Source organism: Psychrobacter sp. 1044 (genome assembly GCF_904846525.1).
GTDB lineage: Bacteria > Pseudomonadota > Gammaproteobacteria > Pseudomonadales > Moraxellaceae > Psychrobacter.
Genome location: NZ_CAJHAZ010000007.1, coordinates 72343 through 96467, shown reverse-complemented (window position 1 = coordinate 96467; position 24125 = coordinate 72343). Strand labels below are relative to the sequence as shown.

General features: G+C 42.3%; 19 protein-coding genes. 12 read left to right on the top strand and 7 right to left on the bottom strand.

The features are described from left to right. Window positions 1–4 precede the first annotated feature (4 nt). Complete coding sequence (ccoN, locus tag JMX82_RS06390; protein ID WP_045445398.1) at window positions 5–1486, bottom strand: cytochrome-c oxidase, cbb3-type subunit I; 1482 nt, start codon at window positions 1484–1486, stop codon at window positions 5–7. An 861-nt stretch (window positions 1487–2347) separates the two neighbouring features. On the opposite strand from ccoN, the gene JMX82_RS06385 reads away from it, so the two are divergent. After that, entirely contained in the window at window positions 2348–2737 is a 390-nt protein-coding gene (locus tag JMX82_RS06385; RefSeq protein ID WP_055123882.1) for a hypothetical protein, read from the top strand. 130 nt (window positions 2738–2867) lie between these two features. On the opposite strand, the gene JMX82_RS06380 is transcribed toward JMX82_RS06385, so the two are convergent. Further along, a complete protein-coding gene (locus tag JMX82_RS06380) occupies window positions 2868–3842 on the bottom strand; it encodes a hypothetical protein (RefSeq protein WP_201539918.1) in 975 nt (324 codons plus the stop codon). A 454-nt stretch (window positions 3843–4296) separates the two neighbouring features. On the opposite strand from JMX82_RS06380, the gene JMX82_RS06375 reads away from it, so the two are divergent. The 3 genes from JMX82_RS06375 (at window position 4297) to JMX82_RS06365 (ending at window position 7014) form a co-directional block, all read left to right on the top strand. After that, window positions 4297–5532, top strand: a complete 1236-nt coding sequence (locus tag JMX82_RS06375; RefSeq protein WP_055123885.1) for a lipoprotein-releasing ABC transporter permease subunit — start codon at window positions 4297–4299, stop codon at window positions 5530–5532. A gap of 155 nt (window positions 5533–5687) precedes the next feature. Then, entirely contained in the window at window positions 5688–6368 is a 681-nt protein-coding gene (gene lolD, locus JMX82_RS06370; protein ID WP_045451357.1) for a lipoprotein-releasing ABC transporter ATP-binding protein LolD, read from the top strand. Between the two features lie 334 nt (window positions 6369–6702). Then, window positions 6703–7014 carry a hypothetical protein gene (locus tag JMX82_RS06365; RefSeq protein WP_226950370.1) on the top strand — a complete coding sequence of 104 codons (312 nt, stop codon included), beginning with the start codon at window positions 6703–6705 and terminating at the stop codon, window positions 7012–7014. Between the two features lie 183 nt (window positions 7015–7197). Here JMX82_RS06365 and JMX82_RS06360 read toward each other — a convergent pair whose 3' ends face one another. Then, the gene (locus JMX82_RS06360; protein WP_227676409.1) at window positions 7198–7773 is read right to left on the bottom strand and encodes a DUF2062 domain-containing protein; all 576 of its coding nucleotides are present in this window, start codon (window positions 7771–7773) and stop codon (window positions 7198–7200) included. A 323-nt stretch (window positions 7774–8096) separates the two neighbouring features. On the opposite strand from JMX82_RS06360, the gene JMX82_RS06355 reads away from it, so the two are divergent. From JMX82_RS06355 to JMX82_RS06340, 4 genes are all read left to right on the top strand, one after another. Continuing rightward, window positions 8097–11096 carry a ComEC/Rec2 family competence protein gene (locus tag JMX82_RS06355; RefSeq protein ID WP_201539917.1) on the top strand — a complete coding sequence of 1000 codons (3000 nt, stop codon included), beginning with the start codon at window positions 8097–8099 and terminating at the stop codon, window positions 11094–11096. Between the two features lie 206 nt (window positions 11097–11302). After that, window positions 11303–12358 carry a signal peptide peptidase SppA gene (gene sppA, locus JMX82_RS06350; RefSeq protein WP_045451362.1) on the top strand — a complete coding sequence of 352 codons (1056 nt, stop codon included), beginning with the start codon at window positions 11303–11305 and terminating at the stop codon, window positions 12356–12358. 135 nt (window positions 12359–12493) lie between these two features. Continuing rightward, window positions 12494–13384 carry an alpha/beta fold hydrolase gene (locus tag JMX82_RS06345; RefSeq protein WP_201539916.1) on the top strand — a complete coding sequence of 297 codons (891 nt, stop codon included), beginning with the start codon at window positions 12494–12496 and terminating at the stop codon, window positions 13382–13384. 249 nt (window positions 13385–13633) lie between these two features. After that, window positions 13634–14422, top strand: a complete 789-nt coding sequence (locus tag JMX82_RS06340; RefSeq protein ID WP_201539915.1) for a CPBP family intramembrane glutamic endopeptidase — start codon at window positions 13634–13636, stop codon at window positions 14420–14422. A gap of 60 nt (window positions 14423–14482) precedes the next feature. Here JMX82_RS06340 and dusA read toward each other — a convergent pair whose 3' ends face one another. The 3 genes from dusA to JMX82_RS06325 form a co-directional block, all read right to left on the bottom strand. After that, window positions 14483–15454, bottom strand: a complete 972-nt coding sequence (gene dusA, locus JMX82_RS06335; RefSeq protein WP_045445423.1) for a tRNA dihydrouridine(20/20a) synthase DusA — start codon at window positions 15452–15454, stop codon at window positions 14483–14485. Between the two features lie 131 nt (window positions 15455–15585). Next, window positions 15586–16887, bottom strand: a complete 1302-nt coding sequence (locus JMX82_RS06330; protein ID WP_201539914.1) for an MFS transporter — start codon at window positions 16885–16887, stop codon at window positions 15586–15588. A 304-nt stretch (window positions 16888–17191) separates the two neighbouring features. Further along, on the bottom strand, window positions 17192–18832 hold the full coding sequence (locus JMX82_RS06325) for a phospholipase D family protein (protein ID WP_201539913.1): 1641 nt from the start codon (window positions 18830–18832) through the stop codon (window positions 17192–17194). 479 nt (window positions 18833–19311) lie between these two features. Here JMX82_RS06325 and JMX82_RS06320 point away from each other — a divergent pair, with 479 nt between their 5' ends. The 4 genes from JMX82_RS06320 (at window position 19312) to JMX82_RS06305 (ending at window position 23363) form a co-directional block, all read left to right on the top strand. Beyond that, window positions 19312–20586 (top strand): O-succinylhomoserine sulfhydrylase, encoded by a 1275-nt coding sequence (locus JMX82_RS06320; protein ID WP_201539977.1) that lies wholly within the window; start codon window positions 19312–19314, stop codon window positions 20584–20586. An 80-nt stretch (window positions 20587–20666) separates the two neighbouring features. After that, a complete protein-coding gene (locus JMX82_RS06315; protein ID WP_045445429.1) occupies window positions 20667–20996 on the top strand; it encodes a YbaB/EbfC family nucleoid-associated protein in 330 nt (109 codons plus the stop codon). 119 nt (window positions 20997–21115) lie between these two features. Beyond that, window positions 21116–21709 carry a recombination mediator RecR gene (gene recR / locus JMX82_RS06310; protein ID WP_201539912.1) on the top strand — a complete coding sequence of 198 codons (594 nt, stop codon included), beginning with the start codon at window positions 21116–21118 and terminating at the stop codon, window positions 21707–21709. Window positions 21710–22028: 319 nt separating this feature from the next. After that, entirely contained in the window at window positions 22029–23363 is a 1335-nt protein-coding gene (locus tag JMX82_RS06305) for a ribonuclease D (protein ID WP_201539911.1), read from the top strand. A 39-nt stretch (window positions 23364–23402) separates the two neighbouring features. Here the strand turns inward: JMX82_RS06305 and JMX82_RS06300 are convergent, their stop codons facing one another. After that, on the bottom strand, window positions 23403–24092 hold the full coding sequence (locus JMX82_RS06300) for an esterase/lipase family protein (protein WP_201539910.1): 690 nt from the start codon (window positions 24090–24092) through the stop codon (window positions 23403–23405). Between the last annotated feature and the right edge of the window lie 33 nt (window positions 24093–24125).

Below are 24125 nucleotides of genomic sequence, written 5' to 3'. Positions count from 1 at the left end.
CTCCTTATACGTTAGCTGCTGAAGGTTTATCAACACTAGGTTCATGATCAGTAGGATCTGCGATATCGACAGGTTTACCTTCTGGCATTTTAAGTGTTTTATAAACGTTATATGCCATCACAAACATACCCGATACATACAATAGGCCACCAAAAGCACGACCAATATATGGGAAATGTGAGAACTCAACTGTATCAACGAAGCTATATACCAATGTACCGTCTGGATTAGTAGCCAGCCACATCATGCCTTGGCCAATACCTGAAATCCACATAGATACGATATAGAAAATAGTACCCGCTGTCGCCAACCAAAAATGCGTGGTGATTAAGCTGATAGAATACATCTTAGGTTTGTTATAAATACGTGGTAACAGTACATATAGCGAACCAATGGTAATCATACCTACCCAACCAAGTGCACCTGAGTGTACGTGACCGACTGTCCAATCCGTATTATGCGATAACGCATTCACTGTCTTAATCGACATCATTGGACCTTCAAAGGTCGACATCGCATAGAACGACAATGCCACAATCATAAAGCGAATGATCGGATCGGTACGCAGCTTATCCCAACTACCTGATAGTGTTAGTACACCGTTAATCATACCACCCCAAGATGGCGCAAACAGGATGATTGAGAATACCATTGCTAGAGACTGCGTCCAATCTGGAAGCGCTGAATAATGCAAATGGTGACCACCAGCCCACATATATGACGCAATCAATGCCCAAAAGTGAACGATAGACAAACGGTAAGAATAAATAGGACGACCAATTTGTACTGGAACGAAGTAATACATCATTCCTAAGAAAGCTGCCGTTAGATAAAAACCTACCGCGTTATGTCCGTACCACCACTGCACCATCGCATCAGTCGCACCGCCAAATAACGAGTAAGACTTAAATGCGCTAACAGGAATCGCCATGCTGTTTACGATATGCAGTAATGCAATCGTAATAATAAAGGCTGCAAAGAACCAGTTAGCCACATAAATATGTGAGGTTTTACGTTTGATGAGCGTACCGAAGAAAACAATGGCATAAGAGATCCATACCAAGGCAATCAAAATATCGATTGGCCACTCAAGCTCAGCGTATTCCTTGGTCGATGTTAAACCTAAAGGTAGGGTAATAACCGCTGATACGATAACGGCTTGCCAACCCCAAAAGGTAAACCAAGCTAAATAAGGCGCAAATAACCTTGTCTTACAGGTACGCTGAACAATATAGTAAGACGTTGCGAACAGGGCAGAGCCACCGAACGCAAAAATGACCGCATTGGTATGTAGCGGTCTTAAACGACTAAATGTCAGCCATGGAATGTCAAAGTTAAGTGATGGCCATGCTAACTGTGAAGCAATGAACACACCAATACTCATGCCGACGATGCCCCATACCACGGCCATTATCGTAAAGAATCTTACGATAGTAATTTCGTACTCACGGTCAACTGGGGCGACTGCTGTGTTTTGTAAACTCATTGGATGATTCCTTTACAGCCCGAATTATCAACAGAATTAACTAACTCTCCGCGCTATCTGCATCATAAAAGTAATAGTCAGATAAAAATAGAATCGCGGCACATGCTGTTTTTTGGCTCGCTTATCACCATAATATTATTAACTATCAATCTAAGCTTTCGCTTTATATCCGCTGGTATTGAGGCATAAAGGCGTTTTAACCGCACGACACTCACAGCTGGTCGATAGTAGGATTGTTAATAAATCATTAAGGTGAATAAGAAGATGCGCCGTTTTTGAGCATCAAACATCTAAAGAGGTGAAGTATTTATCTTAATTATTACCAAAAATTCTGTACTAATGAAGATAGATACCAATATCCATAGGGCCATAAAAAGGTACTGACCATAGACGTATGCTAGCGGCGGCTGACAAAAAAACATGTTCGCGTAATGTTTAGTTAAAACTCCCGACTCTGTTTAAGGGTATTGTAACGCAATCCTAATCAAATATCATCAGAACTATGCGGCAAAATACAAACTCTTTGGTAAAAATCTTAGCAAGCAACTTATTATAGCTATGCAATTTGTCTATTTTATACCCAATTTTAGCACGATTCTAGGAATACATTTTGGCGATAGAGGGACAGTAATTACTACGCTTAGATATCATGATCAGCAGCATTTTTGTAACAATGGCCGCATAAGCACTCTAAATAAGTTTTACTTATCATCAAGTCGACCCTTATAATGAGGCTAAATATAAGTGATGATAGCAGTTTTTGTACTGCTATTATGAGCAACTATTTTATCACTTGATACCCAGTCAGGCGAGTGAGCCAAACAACGGTAGCCTGGAATAACACCAATTAAGGACAATAATATGGCAGTTTTTTTGACAGATGAGTGGTTTGAGCAAGTTGAGCAAATGGGTAATGAGGCAGGCGAGCTAAATTTGCCGCCAGCACTGGCGAATATGATCGTCAACCTAAAAGTCTCTGATACTGAGCAAGACATCGAAGCAAACTTTGCAAACGGTTTATTGCATCGCGGCTTGAACGATGCAGCGACAACCACATTGTTGCTTGACCGCAGTATCTTGCAATCAATCATCACTGATTTCGATACCAATGAAATTATGGGTGCTTTTATGGGTGGTAAAATTCGTGTTGAAGGCGATATGTCACAACTGATGGCAGTACAAACGGCACGCCCAAGTGCTGAACAAAAAGAGCTATATACTCGTATCAAATCAATGACGACCATGGCTTAATTTTATATTTGTAGGGTTTTATCCCGATGATTGTAAGAAGACAAAAAGCCCCTAATGCTTATTAGGGGCTTTTTATTTGATGATACATTTAATGGTCATTATTAAAAGTAGCGGATGACTCGTAAAGTAGTTAACTGGCTTTTGATTGCTGCGCCGCACTTTGCTGGTTTTCTTTATAGATGGCAGCTTGTAGCCAGACGTTCGCTTGTACGTAGTCATGCACTTTAATAGAAGCCGTCTCTGGCGTATTGAGCGCGCCGATACGAATCACGAAAGGATCGGCATCTTGTTCGCGTAGTATCACGACATCAAACAGAATAATGGATTTATCATTAAACACTGTTTCTTGCTTGCCGAGCACCTGACCTTGGCACCATGCTTCATCTTCTTGTCCCAAAGTATCACCAAATAGATAGGCACACATGTGACCTAAGTTGATCTCAACTGGCGCCATTTGCGCTTTGGTCTCTGGTTTCCATTCTTTGATTTGCTCTTGTAGATCATCGGGTATTTTTCCATCATTGGCGGCAACGATGTCGTTAAATGCACGGTGATAGCGGATAGCTTCTTGATCTTCAACCATGATGACTTCGTTTTGCTCACTTAGCTTAATCTCATGTGCCCAAGCGCTAAAGTTCACAAAGTAAGACGTGTCTCGCTGATATAAATGGCGATTGGTGGTGTAGAGCTGGTCAAAGGCGTAAATAATACTGCCATCAGCGGTACGCAAGCGTAATACAGCATCGTGTGAATTGTCATTGGCAATGATGCGCTCAATCTTACAATTGAGTCCATACGGGCTATCGACACAAGGATAAGCATTGATAAAGCATTCAGGCTTGCCATTTTTCATGGCTAATACTTGATTGATATGACAAGGCTGATTTTCAGACAGCAATAGGCAACTGTCTTGAGCGCTGACATTGCTATTGAGACCTTTAGGCATGGCCGCCTTTTCGATCATTTTTTGTAGCCATTCTGGCACGTCATGACTCATGTCATCGGTCAGAATACGCCAATGATCGGCGTGACCTGCAGATTGCTCATCAGTCATGGTAATTTTGGTGGGAGATTGGACGTTTTTATATTGATAATTAATGGTCATGAAGATACTCAAAATTAGTCAGCGTGAGGTTTGGACCTGAAACGGCTATTGCTGGCTATCATAAGGCTCTATTTAACACGATAGATTTATGATAGTTGGCAACGTTGTTATCAGTAAAGGGTCAACAAACCACAATGAATGGTTAATGACAATTGTCCTTAGCATATAATATATAGGTATTGACGCAAGTAATAGCAAGCCCCTCATAAAAAATAGTAACAAAAGCCAGTATTTTTATTAAAAAATACGCCCAGTTTTTGCTAATGACTGGCACATATCAGCCAAATTGTGTCAAACTAGCTCCCTTTTGACGGCTGTCTTTGGCTCGTCTGAAACCCTGTTTTTGTGTTCGATTTATATGTGACTATGGCAAGTGCAGGTGTGAGATGCATTTGCTGTTGCTCGTTGTATAGTATATATAAAGTCGCACGTAGATAAGATAAAGAGTTTGAATATGTTTCGTCCTTTAGCGTTGTTTATCGGCTTACGATACACCCGAGCAGAGCGTAGTAATGGTTTTATCTCCTTTATCTCGCTTATCTCGATGATTGGTTTGACTCTTGGGGTTGCCGTATTGATCACGGTGCTATCAGTCATGAATGGTTTTGATCGGGAGTTAAAAACCCGTATTTTGGGTATGGTCCCGCAAGCAACGGTCGTTTCCACCGAGATTATCAGTGATTGGAAGCAATTGGCTGATAAAATTAAAGAAGATCCTGAAGTGGCAGCTGTAGCGCCCTTTATTCAACTGCAAGGGATGTTGACGTCAAACGGTCAGGTTGCAGGGATTATGGTTACTGGTGTCGATCCTGAATACGAAAAAGATGTCTCTATTATCAATGAACATATGGTTCAAGGCAGTATTGATACTTTACAAAGTGGTGAGTTCAATATTGTGCTAGGTGAAGAGATGGTACAGTCTCTAGGGCTGCAACTGGGTGATAAAGTGACGCTAGTGCTGCCAGAGGCATCGCCTTCACCAGCTGGCGTGATACCACGATTCAAGCGCTTTACCTTGACAGGTATTTTTACCATCAGTCCAGAAGTGGATAGCCTCATGGCATTTATCCCGATGGGTGATGCGGCAAAACTGTTGCGTCTGCCAGATGGCGCGCAGGGTGTGCGTATGAAGCTCAATGACATCTTTACCGCTCCGATGGCAGCAGAAAAAGCCGCCGCTATTGCCCCTCAGCAATTGTATCCTAATGATTGGACACAAACGCATGGCAACCTATTTGGTGCGATTCAAATGGAAAAAGCTATGGTCGGCTTGCTGCTATTTTTAATTATCTTAGTAGCAGCTTTTAATATTGTCTCCAGCCTAGTGATGCTCGTAACTGATAAAAAAGCGGATATTGCGATTCTAAAAACTTTTGGTGCATCTCCTCGTTTGATTACCCAAGTGTTTATGGTGCAAGGCGTGGTCATCGGTGTGATTGGTACGATTGCTGGCACGATACTGGGCGTGATATTTGCGCTTACAGTGAGTGATATTTTAGGCTTTATTAATCAAGTCTTTAATTTGAACTTGTTTGATGCGTATTTTGTTAATTATTTACCATCAGAGTTGCGTGTACTAGATGTGGTATTGATTACAGGTGCGTCTTTCGTACTGAGCTTTTTGGCAACCATTTATCCGGCACGCCGAGCGGCTAAGATTCAGCCAGCACAGACGTTGCGTTATGAATAAATGATTTTATATGCCGCTTAAGTTTTTATATACAGCTTAAGTTATTACCAATGCTTGTTAGGTAAAATTAATTTTAATGCAAGTTTAGGCTGATAAATTGTTTGTAGCGCTGAATACAGCATCAATACCAGTATAAATAGAATAAAGGAAAAGCCATGTCTGCCATTTTAGAGGCGAAAAATATCAACAAGATATATGATGAAGGGGCAGTTAGTACGCAAGTACTGACTGGCTTGGATTTGACCGTCCATGCTGGCGAGCGCATCGCCATCGTTGGCACCAGTGGTTCAGGCAAGAGCACTTTGCTACACTTGCTTGGTGGTCTTGATACGCCAACCAGCGGTGAGGTCTGGCTACATGGTCAATTGTTAAATAGCATGAATGAAACTGAGCGCGGTGCCATGCGTAACAAGCATTTGGGATTTATTTATCAGTTTCACCATTTATTAGCCGAATTTACTGCCATTGAAAACGTTGCAATGCCGTTACTGATGCGACCAGAAGTCTCAACGACTTCAGCAAGAGAGCAAGCAATTGCGATACTAGAAAGTGTCGGACTTGAGCACCGTCTGGCGCATAGACCTGGTGAGCTATCGGGCGGCGAGCGTCAGCGTGTGGCTATTGCCCGTGCTTTGGTTACGAAGCCGTCGCTTATTTTGGCAGATGAGCCAACTGGTAATTTGGACTATGACAATGCACAAAGCGTGTTTGGATTATTATCAGAGCTGCAAAATACGATGCAGACGGCACTATTAATGGTGACACATGATCGCAATCTCGCGGCGCTGGCGGATCGTCAGTTATTGCTACGTAATGGTCATTGGGAGCAGTATTAACTGTTTTTTAACGCTGTATTTTTTAGCGCTTTAAGTTTAATAGCGTAAATGGTTATGGTTGCTAACTAGTAGGGTGTGTCCTGATTTAAGTCAATTGATATCTACATGGGCTAAACTTTATCAAACGTCGTTGAACTGAACTGCTGATTAATATTTACTATGATCTGTGTTATTTCTCTTGTTTAACGGCAATTTGTCTTGCTTTTATCATCATTATTAAATGAGGATATACCCTAGAACGACAAGATTATGTTCAACAGACACTAAGTTTTTAATAAAAATAAACGCAAAATGGGGCTGAAAAATGCCGCCAATTTATTAAAGAAGAAATATTATGATGGATAGAGATGACGACCCAATCGCTGCTTTTGGCAGTGCCGAAGAAGGCAATGAACCGTTAAAACCCTATATGGATGTGACGTTATTCGAGACAATTGATAAACAGGCACAAATAGATCTATTAACACCCGTTTTTGATGCCATTACTTTGGCTGGCGTTGATTATGATCTAAAAGCTCAAGACAGTGCAACGGGCAAACGCTACACATTACTTAAAGATGAAAAAGTGGTTGAAGTTTTCGTGATGGACACTAGCCTTACGGACAACATCCTTGCGGCCATAGAAAAGAATAAAGAAGCAGAGTGATGGGTATCAATAAAGAAAATGGCTTTTGTTTTTAAGTCATAGCCAGCTTATGGTGATATCGAGACATAGCATAGAATAATCGAGGATAGATGGTGACCTAGATTGCTATCGTTAGTGAATGGTTAGCAGTAAAAGGTGGTTCGCTACGTTATGGTTACCATGACTTGGTAACAGCAGTATATATTAGGTTTTAGGCGGTTTATCAGAAGGTTCTTGCTGACGTTTTTGCCAGCTCACGACGGTTTTGTAGCGCCAAACCGCCTTAAATGCCAGTCCACAAACGATGCTGGTCACAATCGCTAAGATCGTCAAGCCTATGCAAAAAGCAGCAATCGATACCGTGCCGCGATAAGTAATAAATGGATTTGCACCATCTGACAGTGCCCATAAGCTAAAATCAGCAATCATCCTGCCGATAAGCCGCAGACTAATCATCGGTACGTCAAGGATTTTGGCGCCGACATAATAACCTGCATAAAAGATGGGCAAGCTCGTGAGTGGATTGGTAATCCAAGTCAAGCCGAGTGCCATGGGAACATTGGCACGAAAAATTAATGAGCCAACTAGAGCCAGTAGCATCTGCCCTGGTAATGGGAAAAACGCACTAAGCACCCCAATATAGACCGCTTTATTTAAGCTATGTCGATTAAAGTGCCATAATCGTGGATCAGCCAAATGCGGTGCGAACAGTTTCAAGGTGCGACTTTCTAAAATTTTCTCTGGCGTGGGAAGCAGGTCTTTCAGACGTTTTTGGGGCACAGGATCGCCTTTTGTAATCGTTAGCTACAGTCCGCTCAATCGCATTGATGGTCTGCTATAAAGTAATATTATTCATAAAGTGTACAGCTGAGAATATAGAGGATAATGATATCAGATTATCATCATCGCAATATGTCAGTCAGTATAGGGTAATAGTTATATAAATGCTATTGCATGACGTATCAGTTGTTGTTGCTGGTTTAAGTATCAATCTGTGTTTTGGTGTTCCGATACATTTTCGTCATATTAAGTGGCTATTTATCATAATAAATGGCTTTATTTAGGCAAAAACTAATATTCACCTCATCAAGCAAGGAGCGCTGGTGTACTGGTTGATTGGTAGCTTGATTATTATCGCCATGATGGGCGTTTTGGCAGTCGCAGATAGTATGGCGATACCCACTAGTTCATCGTTAATGGATATATTGAATACTCCTATCTTATCTTTGTTGCTCATTATTTTTGCTATTATCCTGATGGTTATTGCCCAGTTTAATGTAACTTCTGCAAAACCCAGCCATTTATCGCAACATACTGCTGGTCTCTCTTCACGTAATCCTTCATATAATACTTCACATAAATCTAAACTCTTCTTTCGTATTTTGACTCATGTTTTAGTTGCTGTATTGGCAATTGGATTAATCATTGGCAGTGGGCTGCAAGCCCTGATTAGCCATCAAAAAGCAGAATTAACAGAAATCACTGAGCCAATGCGTGTACAAGCATTAGTCACCATCGAAGGAATAAGTGACAGCGTTTATGACGTCGCCACGGACAGTGGCTATCGACAAGTTGCTGTCATTAGTGATATATCACCCTTGGTGTCGGCGTTGGCGGTTGAAGATTTAGATGCCATGACCAGTAACTTTCAAATAGATAAAAATAATAGCCTAAGCAATAGCAACTTATACGAAAATAACTCAAATAACAGTAAGGATGTCACGTACCGTGTATTGCTCAATGGTTATCCAAAAAATTCATCAAAACAATCATCCAAGAAAAATTTGGATAATAATCCGTTTGACCGTTTAAATTACTTACAACCTGGCGATCAGCTGTTTATGAGTTTAGCCCTTGCACCACTGGTGACCTCTGAGCAAGCGTTGAGCAATCCATCTGGTTTTGACAGTTATCGCTGGCTGCGAGGTCGTCATATTGATGGAGTCGCTAATATATTGACCGTTGGTACATCAAATTTCACCAATATTGAGGTATCAAAGCCAGCGTTTGCCTCTTTTTCATATCTGCAGCGTTTTCAGACTTATATCAACCAAGGACGTTGGCAATTACGCCAGCATTTTCATCAAGATTGGTCAACACAGACCACAGCAGCGCAACAGGCAAAAGCGGTCACTTTAAGTTTGCTCACAGGTGATCGCAGTTTAATCAATCGTGAGACCAAAGATCTATATCAACTGGCTGGTATTTCACATTTGCTGGCTATCTCTGGCACTCATGTGTTGTTTTTAGCGATTATGCTGGCGGGTGCGGCGGTTTTGCTTTTTGATCGGCTATGGCCAAGGATTTATCGTTATGTACCGCGTTGGCAAGTGCGCTGGTGGGTGATGATCGCTGCTGCTTTTATTTATGCGCTATTTACTGGTTTTGATGTACCCGCTGCTCGTACCGCATGGATGTTATTCGCGATAGGTTTGGTACGTTTAACATTATTGCCGGTTAGTACGATGCGGGTGTTGTTTGCATTGGCAGTGTTGATGGCATGGCTTCATCCCTACGTATTATGGCAGGCAGGGTACTGGCTATCTTTTATCGCAGTGGCATTACTCCTTAAGTATGATGATGCATCACATACGCAATCAGCTGTCGTATCAGAAACGGCATCTGCTCATAATGCCAGTGTAGTAGAGACTGCGTTCAAGCATATTTGGATAATAGGCAAACGTGTATTCAAATTACAATTTTGGCTATTTATTACTTTACTGCCTATTACATTACTATTATTTGGTAAGGCGTCGCTGTGGGGTCTTATCATCAATCTGTTTGCTATCGGTTTATTTGGTTGGGTGATTGTGCCGCTTAATCTATTGGCAGGGCTTTGCTATCTTTTATCACCTGCTATTGCTGATAGTATTTGGCGGCTCGTTAGCGCCATTGTCGCGAAATTGCATGAACTGATAACGTGGTTAACTTCATTACCAGCATTGTCAGAAGCATGGCTTTATACCCCTGTGAATGTCGCCATATTGCTGATGGTACTATTAAGTATGTTGCCATGGCTACTACCACGAGGATTTATCAGTCGTTGGCTGGCACTGCCGCCGCTCACCTTATTAATGATGACGGTATATGCCAATCAGCAATCACTAACGACGATACCGACCTTGTATATCTTACCAACGGGTGATCCCTATATAAGCGCTGCTTTGTTGCAATATCCTGTTGTCAATAATGAGCAGTCATCCACAACAGATACGCATAAGAAAAACATCAGCTGGCTATTTTTATCTGACCACAGACCCAATGCTGCACGAACGATGCCAAGTAATCTAACGGCGAATAAGCTGTCGATGACATTGGCGCAGCAGCTGGGTAGCTTGTCAGTTGATACACTAGAGGGTATGGTTGTGCAGAGTAGTAGTGCTGGATTGACGGATACGCTTGCTACTGATAAGACGTATTTAGCTTCTAATGCTTCTGCTTCTACTAATGCTAATGCTTCTGCGCTGTTACCTTTGACGGTTTTTCAGCTTAATCAGCGTTTACCTATTAGTCAGTATTGGCAAGCAGGGCGCTCTGATCATTGGTCTGCATTTCAGCAAGCCTATAAAGTCACTAGCCAATCCAAGGACATTACGAATATTAGTGTGCAACGTTGTGAACAAGGCAAAACGTGGCAGTTGGGCAATGGTGATTTGTCCATACAAGCATTGACAGGGTGGAGTAAAATAGACAGTCTCAGTGTTTGGGATTGTACGGTGGCTATAGATGCCAGCTTGCCCATAAGGGTGTTAAAGTATAATGCGGCTGATCCACTCAAATCAACACCTGCCACTGCGCAGATACTCACATCAAGTAGCCATCCATCGACTCATCAAGCCAATATGCCTCAGGCACGTGTGATATTAAATGCAGATACCCATCAGCGTATTTGGCAAATGTGGGCATTGTTATGTTCAGTCGGGCCACCTGAGCAACCACGCACTTTTTATAATGTGACATGGCTAGGACATAGCACATCACAGATAACTGCTGAGGTGATAAATCGTCAAACCATCAATGAAATGATCACTTATGATGGCAAAATGCCAGAAGCAACGTTGTCTCTCAACCCGGCAGTAGATACGACCAATACGACGCCATAAAAATATCGCTTATCTAATCAATGTTACAATATAGTGATATTTCCCAGTTATACTATTGAACCATGATTGAAATACCACCATACTTAGCAGCCTATGAATATAGATGACTGTGACCGTATTTGGAGTGAGAAGCAGCTCCTTATTACTGACTGTATTTCTATCTTCTCTTTTTATTGCTTTAGACTGTTTCTGACTTAGGAAGTTATATGCCCAACTGGCCACCAGACCCTAACAAACGTCCTGACAATTCGGCAAATCAGCCAGTACCGATGTCGCCGCCAAGCCAGCCGAGTGGACAAGAATGGCGATTGCTTGAAAACACTTTATTGGCTAGTGTGGTCGAGCAACGCCGCGCCCGTCGCTGGAGTATCTTTTTTAAACTATTGACCTTTGGTTATATTTTACTGATATTTCTGACGCTTGGTCGTAGTTGCAGCAGCAGCGCGCCAACGGGTTTAGATGGTGTTGACACGAGCAAGCCGCATTTAGCTGTGGTTGAGCTACAAGGTGTCATTAGTAGTGGCGATGTGGCCAACGCTTATGATGTCAATGAAGCATTGACTCGTGCTTTTGAAAATAGCAATTCAAAGGCGGTAGCATTGGATATCAATTCACCTGGTGGCTCACCAGTACAGTCTGATGAGATTTGGCAGACTATGATGGATTTGCGTAAAGAATATCCAGACAAAAAACTCTATGCAGTGATTGGTGATATGGGTGCTTCTGGCGCATATTATATTGCTTCTGCGGCGGATGAGATTTATGTGAACCCATCAAGTTTGGTTGGCTCTATCGGCGTGATTATGCCAAGCTATAACATCAAAGGTTTGATGGATAAAGTCGGCGTAGAAGATCGTACGATTACTGCTGGTGAATACAAAGACATCTTAAGTTTGTCACGTCCGTTAACGGATTATGAAGAAAAACATGTCGAAAAAGTATTGGACAACACTCACAAGCATTTCATTAATGCAGTGAAAGAAGGGCGCGGTGATCGTCTCAAAAATCCTGAACAAAATAAGCTGTTCTCAGGATTATTCTGGACAGGCGAGCAGTCGATTGAGCTTGGCTTAGCCGATAAGAAAGGCAGCATCGCTAGCTTAGAAAAGCAGTTAGAGCTGGATAATGTCATCAATTATAGCCCAACAGATCCGTTCCAATTATTCATGGACCGCTTTGCTGTTAAATTGGGTGCGGGCATTGGCTCTAGTGTCAGCCTTGATGTTTTACCGCAAGAAGAAGGTAATGCGCAGATGCGTTAAGCGTGTTATGTTTGAAATTTACTGTGTATGATTGTTGAGGCTGAGCGTATGATTATGCTCAGCCTTAATTGTATATGAGATTCAATGATTATAAAAAATACCCTAAATAGCGACTTAAATCGAAGAGAGCTTGTCATGAGTGATAAAATTAATTTGCCAACTTTTACTGCTTTACCTGTCTCTACAATAACCAACAAACCTGTCCTGCATTTTGCTCATGCTAATGGGATGCCAAGTGCGGTTTATCAACCATTTTTTGAGAAGTTAGCAGAATTTTTTACCATTGAATATATTGCCATGCTGGGTGCAACGCCTGATTATCCAGTCGATGACCATTGGCGCAGCCTTACACAGCAGATTATTGATAGTGTCAAAAATACCTGTGAGAAGCATGGCGTGACGCAAGTAGTGGCAGTGGGTCATTCGCTGGGTGCGATGTGTACCTTGCAGGCATTGTATCGTGCGCCGCAGTACTTTGCCCAAGCGGTACTAATGGATCCACCTTGGATTTATGGCAAAGTGAGTTTGCTATGGCATTTGGCAAAGACGGCGGATAGATTGCCGATGATGAATAACCGCCTGATGGATAAATTGTCACCAGCTGGCGTGTCTAAGCATCGCCGTGATGTCTGGGAGAGCCGCGCAGATGCGTACGATAAGATGCGGCATAAAGGCTTTTTCAAAAACTTTGATGAACGCAGTTTTCAAGGCTATATCGAGCATGGGCTATACGAACGTGCGGATGGCAAAGTGACATTGGCGATTCCGAAAGCCAGTGAGGTCGCTGTCTTTCGCACCAATCCATCTTGGTATTGGCTGGCACCAAATCATGGACCAAAGCCGCCTGTTACTTTGATTATCGGTCAAGACAGTATCTTTTTAAAACGCCGATTTCCGCAACAAATAAAGTCGCGTTTGAATATTTCTTATGAGACCCATGCCGGTGGTCATATGTTCCCACTTGAGTATCCAGAGTCGGTCTCTCAGCAAGTATTATCATTGATTGAGCAGCAATTACCAACATAATCGCTGATGACTATTTCTGCTCATTATTGCTTATGCTAGGGCGTGTCCTCATTTTAAAAATGGTGATAAAAATGAGATAAATTGCCGTCAAACAAGGAAAGTAGCACAAATAATATCGAGATATTGATAAGCTATTTAACGATGTTTGGCAAAATTTAGCCATTTTTAACTCATTTAGAGGATAATCGATTGAATTGAGGACACGCCCTAGATGCGAGCTAACAAAATATCCGTTTGAGTAATGACTTTATGCTAAAAAATGCTACTGGTTCGCACAATCTTAATACGCCGCCTAAGCGCACGCCGCTATTTTCACGATTGGGTGTATTGCTACTGACTGTTGGTATGCTGATGGCATTTTTTATCAGTCAGCTGCTAGGCGTATATATCGCTGGCAAGCTGGTCTTACCGGCTTCTAAAAATTCAACCATGGCTGATATCTTCTTTTTTGGTAGTAACGATGGCACTGTGGTTAGCCTCTCTATTATCATAGGCTGCGTGCTATTGATTGCTATTAGCTTTTTAGTGATCCGTGTAAGAGGCGGCGATAGTCGGCAGTATTTAGCGCTAAAGCCGTTCTCATTTGCGGTGGGTATGGGATTGCTTGGGCTGCTATTGATATTTATGATTGGCAGTCAGGCATTGACTTATTTACTTGATAAATCGCCATTGCTCTTCGTCGACCCTTTATATCAGTCTGTCAGCTCAGTATGGCTGTTGATATTTGCAATGGTCATTGTCGCGCCAATCTATGAAGAGCTGATATTTCGTGGTCTATTATGGTCAGCGATCGCAGAGCAATTTACCTCGTCAACTTATTCAAAGCATCGAGGGGCGATCGTAGCAAGTGTCGTCACCAGCTTGATATTTGCGGTGATCCATGTGCAGTATGGTATTTATGAAATCAGTACCATTGTGGTACTGGCATTGATATTTTGCTACGCGCGTATCAAGTCAGGCTCGCTGTTACTGCCGATATTATTGCATATTGTGAATAATGGGGCGGCGATGTGGCAATATATTGCACAAACCGCCTAAATAAATAATGGCTATTTCGGCATCATTGCACTTTTATAACTATCATAATAATGAATTTTCTTAAGCATCAGGATTTAGTAGTAATACCTCATCCGCTGCCCGTTTGATATCGTCGATTGTTAGCTGAGGTTTACCACTTAATGCCTGTCGCCATTTGCGCGCACCCGTCAGTCCTTGAAACAACCCTAAATAATGTCTTGTCATCGTTGGCAGTGCTTCACCTTTAGCAATCTGCGCCTCCATATACGGATACAGCTGCGCTAGAATATCTGAGCGCTTAGGTGCTGGTTCGTTCCATAAGCTATTGGTTTCTGCTAATAGGTAGGGATTGTGATAAAACGCGCGACCAATCATCACGCCATCCACATGCTGCAAATGTGCTTCGATGTCTTTAACGGTATCGATGCCGCCATTAATCTCGATATCAAGCTGTGGAAAGTCTTGTTTGAGACGATAGACATCCTCATAACGTAGCGGTGGTATCTCGCGATTTTGCTTGGGGCTAAGCCCCTGTAGCCATGCAGTACGTGCATGGACAATAAAGCGTGTACAACCCGCTGCTGCCACTTTTTCTACAAAATCCACCATAAACTCATAACTGTCAAAATCATCGATACCAATACGATGCTTCACGGTTACTGGGATATCGACCGCTGCTTGCATGTGTTTGACCAAATCGGCAACCGTGTGCGGCTCTGCCATGAGGCAAGCACCAATCTTATTATGCTGTACGCGATCAGAGGGACAACCAACATTGATATTGACCTCATCATAACCATGCTGCTGCGCAAATTCAGCACATTGCGTCATCTCGCTAATATCTGCGCCGCCCAGCTGTAGTACCAGCGGATGCTCAAGCGTATCAAAGCGCAGATGCCGTGCTCGATTGCCATGTATCAGCGCGCCCGTACTGATCATCTCGGTGTACAAATAAACATGCGGATTAAAAAGCCGAGCAAAATAACGATAATCCGTCGTTGTCCAGTCGATCATGGGTGCAACGGAAAGACGTTTGTTGGTCATATCAACCATGGTTTTGAGCCTTAATGTTTTATAATATTGGTGTCTTAAATAAATGAACAAGGTGCAATGTATGAGACATACGATTGCACCTTAATTTTTAATTTCAATCGTTAAGCAGATAATAGGCAGCTATTAACTAGCTAAATAATGTGGTCGATTTTTTTAAATTCAGGCAAATTATAAAAATAAATACCCATTATTATGCCGATAAAACCGATAAATGCAATGTAGAGCGCTGGTGAGAAACTCACATACAGAGTGGCATAACCTAGTCCAAAAGGCACAAGCACTCCAACAATACCGTAGGCGATATTATAACAAAAAGCCATTCCTGTTAGTCTTACATTGGTCGGAAATAACTGTACAAGGATGGCAGGTATCATCCCAACGATGCCAGCACAAAAGCCTAAAAGCGCATACATAATAAGGATGTAGTCACCGCTGGCTTGCAGATGGTAAAAAAAGGCAAACATCTGAGCGATCAAAAGAATAGAGCCAACCGTCAGAATCTTACCGAAGTTTTGGTGGTTGGATATTATCCCATAAAAAATACAACCAAAAACCATGAACACAATACCCAGACTGTGTGAGAATCCAAATAAATCGCTGTCTAAGGTAAAACGTAATTCAATCAAATCGGGTAGCAATAGCACAACCACGGTCGTGATGCTAGAAATAATAAGCGTGAGAACCATGCCGATAAATAGCGAATGTTTGCAATGCTTAAAGAGTAAATTGAAGGGTTTGGCAACATAATCGCTTGGTTTTGAGTTTTTCATTTCCAGAAAAAAGGGTGACTCATCTATCCATCGCCACGCCAGTAATGGTAATAAACTCAGAATAGCCGCGATGAAAAATGGCAAGCGCCAGCCGTAATTAGCCAATTGCTCAGTCGTCATAGAATTGGTTAACCAAAGAAAAAAGGCATTAGAAAACAACACGCCTACATAAAAACTGGCGGTGACATAGCTACAAGATACTGACGAATATTGGCGCGGTACATGCTCTGCCACAAAAACCCAAGCGAGTGGCACATAAAGACCAAATGCCATGCCTTGTATTAGCCTCAAGACTATAAATAAGGTTGGTGCAATCAACCCCCACTGTCCATAGGTCGGTAAGCAAGCCATCGCCAACAAGCTGACCGCCGTCACTAATATACTAATCAATAGTATGGGTTTTCGGCCTTTGATATCACCATAACGACCAAAGATGATACCGCCAAGTGGGCGTGCCAAATAGCCAATTGCAAATAGACCAAGCCCTTGCACCTTTGTAATAGCTGGGTCGATATTAGCAGGGAAAAAAGCGGTCGCCATGATATCTGCTAGATATAAATAAATCAAAAAATCAAAAAACGCGACTGCGCTGCTAAAGCAGATAAACAGTACGGTGTTTCTGTCTTTAGAAGACATCATTGCATATTGAGAACGAGAAGGCATAATAGGTCGCGCATCCACATATAATAGTATTCGTTAAGCCGATTATTATCTGGATAACCGGCTATAATAAAAAACGACAAATCAATATGAGAAATAATGATTTGCCGAAAAAATAAAGACGTTTGAGCTAACAGTTATTGAGCAATAAGCATCGGAGTTAAAAGCACTTGAATGAATAGTGCTTAAATGAAAAGCACTCAAATTAAAAAGTATTCAAACTAAAAAAATTGGGTCAAAGAATCACTCGATAACGCTGTTATTATTTAAATATGACTAGGTTTTAGAGTGCTTTTGATGGTGGCAGCTATAGCAACCAATCAATAGGTAGCCATGACATGATAGTCAGCCAGACATGATCGCTGATATCGACGCGTGGCTCTGAATCGTAAACCACTTTTTTATCGTCTTCCATAGTATGCCACTGTAGCTTACCATTATCTGATAGTTTGACTTCATAAGCTTGGTTTAGCAGGTCATCGCTCAGCGCACCATGCAATTGTTTTGCCAGCTCATCATCATTGATGATCACACCCATCTCTGTATTGATATTGGCAGAGCGAGGGTCGACATTATAGGAGCCAATGAATACTTGATAGTCATCAACGGCAAACGTTTTTGCATGTAAACTGGTTGAGGATTGACTACGAGCTTTCCAAAGCTTGTTTTCGCGTTTTTCCTCAGAGGCGGTGGATTTTAGCTCGTAGATTTTGACACCAGCGCGCAGCAAGTTAGGTCGCCATTGACTATAGCCAGAATGCACAGCAGTCACGTCGGTCGCATCAAATGAGTTGGTCAAAATCTTAATCTCGATACCAGCTTCAGCCAATTGCACTAAAGTATTGACACCATCTTTGGTGGGTACAAAGTAAGAGGAAATGATGGTTAGCTTTTTGGTTGGGCTGCCTAATAAGGTACGTAATTGATGCACCAAATTGGTATCCGCTGGTACTGTTTTGGTCAGCTTGCCCACATCATCACTCAAAAACTGCATATCTGTCCAGCGAAAAGGCACGCGTTTATTGACCAAGTCACTGTCTATCGTTGACTCTTCTAGCGCTTCTTTATACACCGTCAAATTATTGTCGCTACCTTTTTCGCCCTGACCGAGCTTGTCCAGTGCCGCTAGGAAATCAGGCGCTGTATTGTTGTCAGGCTTCACTAAAGTTTCGATGTCAAATGACAAAGGTGATGACCAATAGCTTGAAAAACTGTTGTCAATATCTGCGACGACTTTACCGATGAGTAAAACATCCAAATCCGCAAATTGACTATTTTGGTCATTGCTTAAATATTCATTGCCAATATTACGTCCCCCAATAATGGTAATCTGCTTATCAAAAGTCATGCTTTTATTGTGCATGCGGCGATTGATACGTGGCAGACCTGTGACGTAGTTTAATGTTTGAAACTTACGGTGCATCAGCGGATTGATGATTCGTACCGCAATATTCGGGTGACTGGAAAAACGTAATAAATGCTGATCGAAGGTGGCATCATTATTAAAATCATCTAATAATAAACGTACAATGATGCCGCGTTCAGCCGCTTCCCACAGATCTTTCAGTAATAGCTGACCAGCTTGGTCATTATGCCAAATATAATACTGCGCATCGATATTACGTGTGGACATGTCCGTTAATATACTGCGAGAAGCAAAAGCATTGGCACCAGTTACAATGGGGTGATAGCCGGATAAATCTGGGTGAATATCATTCTGTTCACTAATCGATGCTACCAAATCAACGTCATTGGTTGCTACTATGTCACTGCGTCCAGTTTCTTGATTGTCTTCTTGTTGATATAAGTCATGTACTCGTGCTGATAATGCTTGGCTCTCAGGTAAGTGCGGCTGTTTTGGCAAAACCTGACATCCACTAAGACCTAAGGTTAGTCCGAGTGTTAGACTCAACGATAAGTTGCTTGGTTCTATACTGAACATCGACATAAATGAATTACCTTAGTGAGCCTTACATAAAGAAGTATTTGTTAGAAAGTAAGCGTGAGGGCATGTCCTCATTTTTAGCCCATTAAAAAGACTATCAATTGAATGAAGGACATGCGCTAGTGCATCGTTTATTTTACCGATGATAGCACTGATTACGAAGCGTATAACAATATCGCCCAAGGCAAAAATTAAATCGCCGCTAAGCTTATCAGCTGTCGTCATCTATGCCTATTATAAATACGTTATTTTTGTTAGATTCAGCGACTTATCCAGTCATTATTTACTTATCGTCTCTCTTTCATCTGTTGTTAAGAAAGAGGTAGATGTGTATTCAAAAATAATATTTAACCATCGCTTGAAACCAGCTGTGTGGAATAAGTTGACATGATATGATAACGCTGATGCATTCGGTCGATAATCAGAAGAATAAGCAGTCATTTTATATCAATGAAAATACCAATCAAAGCAACGGAATATTTATGAGTCAGTCGCAAGCCCATGATGATAAAAATGTAGATAAATTAGATCCAAACTGGCGCAGTGACGCGCTCAATTTAGATCTCGATTATGGTATGCAAACCATTGCTGTACGGGCAGGGCAACATCGTACCGATGAGGGTGAGCACTCAGAGGCTATCTTTACTACCAGCTCGTACGTTTATACCTCAGCGGCAGATGCCGCGGCACATTTTGATGGAGACAAGACTGGCAACGTGTACTCACGCCATACCAATCCGAGTGTGCGTACCTTTGAGCGTCGTTTGGCAGCGCTTGAAAACGGTGAGCGCGCAGTGGCGACAGCCTCTGGCATGGGCGCGATTTTGACCATGTGCTTGGCATATCTGAAAGCGGGCGATCATTTGCTTGCTGCCAATCAATTATTTGGCTCATCGATTGGTCTATTTAATAATTATATGGCAAAGTTCGGTGTGGAAGTCAGTTATGTCGATTGCTTCGATAATGAGGCGTGGGCAAACGCCGTTCAACCAAACACCAAAGTCATTTATTGCGAAAGCCCTAGCAATCCATTAGCACAGATTTGTGATATTGGATTTTTAAGCCAGCTGTGTAAAGCCAATGATATCCTACTAGTTGTGGATAATTGTTTTGCTACCCCAGCTTTGCAGCGTCCGCTTGATTTGGGTGCCGATGTGGTGATTCATTCTGCCACTAAATATTTAGACGGTCAGGGGCGAGTACTTGGCGGCGCACTAGTTGGTAGCGATAAGCTGATGCAAGAGGCGTTTACTGTGGTACGTTCAGGCGGTATCAGTATGAGTCCGTTTAATGCTTGGGTATTTACCAAAGGGTTAGAGACGCTGAAACTGCGTATGCAAGCGCATTGTCAAAATGCCAATCAAGTAGCAGAGTTTTTGGTCAATCATCCCAATGTTAGTGCCGTACATTTCTCAGGTTTGAGTGATCATCCCGCTCATGAGCTTGCGACGCGTCAACATCATATGACAGGTGGCTATGGTGCTATCATGGGTTTTGAGGTAAAGGCTTCTGACAGCACTGATTCAAAAGCTGCCGCTTGGCATGTCATTGATTCCACCCAAATGGTTTCTATCACCAATAACTTGGGTGATGCTAAAACCACCATTACCCATCCTGCAACCACCACTCATTTTCGCTTGAGTGCAAAAGAGCGCGCAGAAGCGGGCGTCAAAGATGGTCTTATTCGTTTGTCAGTAGGCTTAGAAGATGTAGAAGATATCATCAAAGATTTGGCGCGTGGTTTAGACAGTTTGTAAAGATAACGGTATAATCGCGGTTAGCACTTTATATTAGTAAAATATCAATCATTTATGATTAAAAAACAAAAGAGGCAACTATGAATATTCAAGCATTAATGCAACAAGCACAAACGATGCAAAAGAAAGTCGAAGCAAACGTTGAAAATGCTAAGAAAGAGCTTGCGAATAAAGAAGTACAAGCTGAAGCGGGCAGTGGTCTGGTAAAAGTCACCATGACGGGTCGCCATGTGGTTAAGCGTTTAACCATCGATCCAAGCTTGCTAGAAGATGAGCCAGATATGATCGAAGATCTTATTGCTGCTGCTATCAATGACGCCGTTCGTCAAGCAGATGCGCTATACGAAGAAACCATGGCAGGCGCGACCTCAGGCATGGGTCTACCACCTGGTATGCAAGGTATGTTCTAAGTCGTTATTTTTTAAGCCAAACACGACATATTAAAGACAAAATGGGGTTGTTATCGACATGATACGACCCCATTTTCATAGCTACGATTTATAAATTAAGTTAAATAAAGGAAGATGCTTTGCTGACAGCCAAATTTGATCAGCTGGTTAAACAGCTGCGTATTTTGCCGGGTGTGGGTCAAAAAAGTGCCCAACGTATGGCGCTGCATTTGCTTACCAAAAAACGTCCACAAGGCATGGCACTTGCCCAAGCGCTTGATGAGGCGATGCGCGATATCGTCGAATGCCAGCGTTGTCACAGCTTTAGTGATGATCACATCTGTCCGCTGTGCCAAGATCAGCGCCGTGATGATGCCTTGCTATGTGTGGTCGAAACGGCAGCAGACGTGATGGCTATCGAACAAACCGCAGGCTACCGTGGCCGCTACTTTGTGTTAGGTGGTCATTTATCACCGATTGATGGCATTAGCGCTGATGATTTGAATATTGAACAACTGGTCTGGCGGGTTAAGCAAGAGCCTGTTGAAGAGTTGATATTGGCGACTGGTACGACTGTCGAAGGGCAGACCACCGCGCACTTTATCAGTGCAGCGGTTAGTCGTCATGTTAATAAGGTCACACGTTTAGCACAAGGTGTGCCAATGGGCGGCGAGCTTGAATATCTTGATAGCATGACCCTTGGACAAGCGATACAAAATCGTTCATTTTTATAGCACACTGACATTTTTTCTATAACTTCTTTATAAAAACCAAGTCTTGTCCATTTTATTTCATGAAATTGTTATAATTGATTCACTAGGGCGTGTCCTCAATTCAATCGATAGTTATCTAAATGGGTTAAAAATGGCTAAATCTTGCTAAACGGCGTCAAATATCTCGATATTATCTGCGCTATTTTCCTTGTTTAACTGCAATTTATCTCATTTTTATCACCATTTTTAAAATGAGGACACGCCCTAGTATTTTATTATTTACTTTTATTGAGACGCCCTTTAGCGTTTTATTTTTTCCTATTTATGCAGGTATCTGCCCGTGTCCAACCATGCTCCAACAGCTTCGACTGCTGCCATCCAATCAAACCTTGCAGACAATATTAACATTGCTGTTTCTGATGATTTATTAGCACCATCAATTAATTCTAAAATAGAGTCAGCAGATCTACCTTCAGAGCCAGATATTGATGCGCTGCTAGATAGTGCCGACGAAGCTGCTGTCACGTGGGTGCGTGAGCAAAATGGTTTGGCTGAAGTTATCGATGCATTGGCAACTTGTGGTCGGGTGGCGTTAGATACTGAGTTTATCAAACGTGATACTTACTATCCGCGCTTGGCATTGGTGCAGCTCAACACCGGTAATCATGTTTATTTATTAGATGCCCCGCAGTTGCAACTGACCGAACTGTGGCATGCACTGGCCAAAGTTGATGTGGCGATTTGGCATGCCTGTGGTGAGGATTTAGGGATTTTTTATCTACTCTCTGGTTGTCCGCCATTGACCAATATATTTGATACGCAAATTGCGTTGTCTTACTTAACCGGTCAATTGCAAATGGGCTATCAGCAAGCGCTTGACGACCAGCTAGACATGCACATTGATAAAGAACAAAGCCAGTCTGACTGGCTGCAACGTCCATTATCAGATGAGCAAGAGCAATATGCGATTGATGATGTACGCTTTTTGCCAGCGCTTTATTTAAGTCTTGAATATGCGCTAAAAAAGCAAGGTTTATACGATTATGTATGGGCAGATTGCCAGCTTTATGCCAGTGATTTGTATGATGCTCAGCATGTTGAAGACAATGCAATGTACCTAACAATGGCAGATTATCGTTATACTTCACAGCAGATGGCGATACTGCAAGCGGTTGCAACATGGCGCGAGGAGCTGGCGCGTTCGACCAATCAGCCACGTACGTTTGTGATTAAAAAACAAGCAGTACGTGAGATCATCACTGAAAAACCAAGCAATATGCGAGAGCTTGCGCACAAAACCACGATGCATCGCAGTATGTTGCGCTTATACGGTGAAGAGCTGCTAAAAGTGATAAATCAAGCAAAAAACCTGCACCCTGCTGAATATCCTGACTGCCTATTACCGCCGTATCGCTCAAAAAATAAAGTACTGTCAAAAGCAGTGCAGCAAGCGATCGATGATCACGCACGAGCTATCGGCGTACCTGACAATGTATTGATGCGTAAGAAGTGGCTCGGACAATTGTATGAAGTAATTGCTTTTGATAAGGAATTAAGTGAGCTGCCAGAGGGCTTAAAAGGCTGGAGGAATGACTGGGTCATAAACACCCTGATTCCAGTCATCAAAAAACATAAAATTGAGTTGCAGCAGGGTATGGGTATCAATGTTCGATAAGCCATAAGATTCTATCATTGATAAAAGATGATGCTTTTCTCAAGAGGTAAGTTTGTTATGCTCGAACTGTCCATGTTGTAAAAAGTACTTGGTTTGCGCGGCTACTGTTTTATCGACCAGCATCCCAGTATGCGAGACTAGTAAAACTATGTGATCCGTGGTAGCCTCTATTTTGGTTTCTTCTATATATACTGTGCCATCGTGTAGTAGATGTTCTACTGATGGCATATTATTTGTCTTACGCAATTTTCGATTATGATACTGTAAAAAAAGCTGACCCAAACCGTAGGGGCGATTACCCGCAATCACCCCAAGGGTAATATGCTCCGGTAAAGGTGCTACGCTGCCATCTAACGCATCGATGTATGAGCGACCCACTACAGCTGGGGTCAAGCGCCAAATGTAGTCAGCACATACACTGCCTACATGCGGTGTCCCAAGTGTCACGCAGCGTCCTATCTGCCACTGCGGATATGCAGTGACAAAATCACGAATAATCAGACCGCCCAAACTATGGCCAACCAAATCTATCGGCTCATCAGGCTCGTGATTTTCTTCAAGCCATTTATTAAGCCGCTGACTATTGGTTTGAATACCGTCTCGCATACTACGATAACCGAATTGATGAGTATCAAATCCTGCTGCTTGCGAGCGTTTGGCCAGTGGTCGCATGATCCAAGCGGTTTGGTGCAGTCCATGGATGAGAATGACAAGATTGTTTTTCTGCATAGTTAATTTTAACCAAGTAAATAATGTGAATAG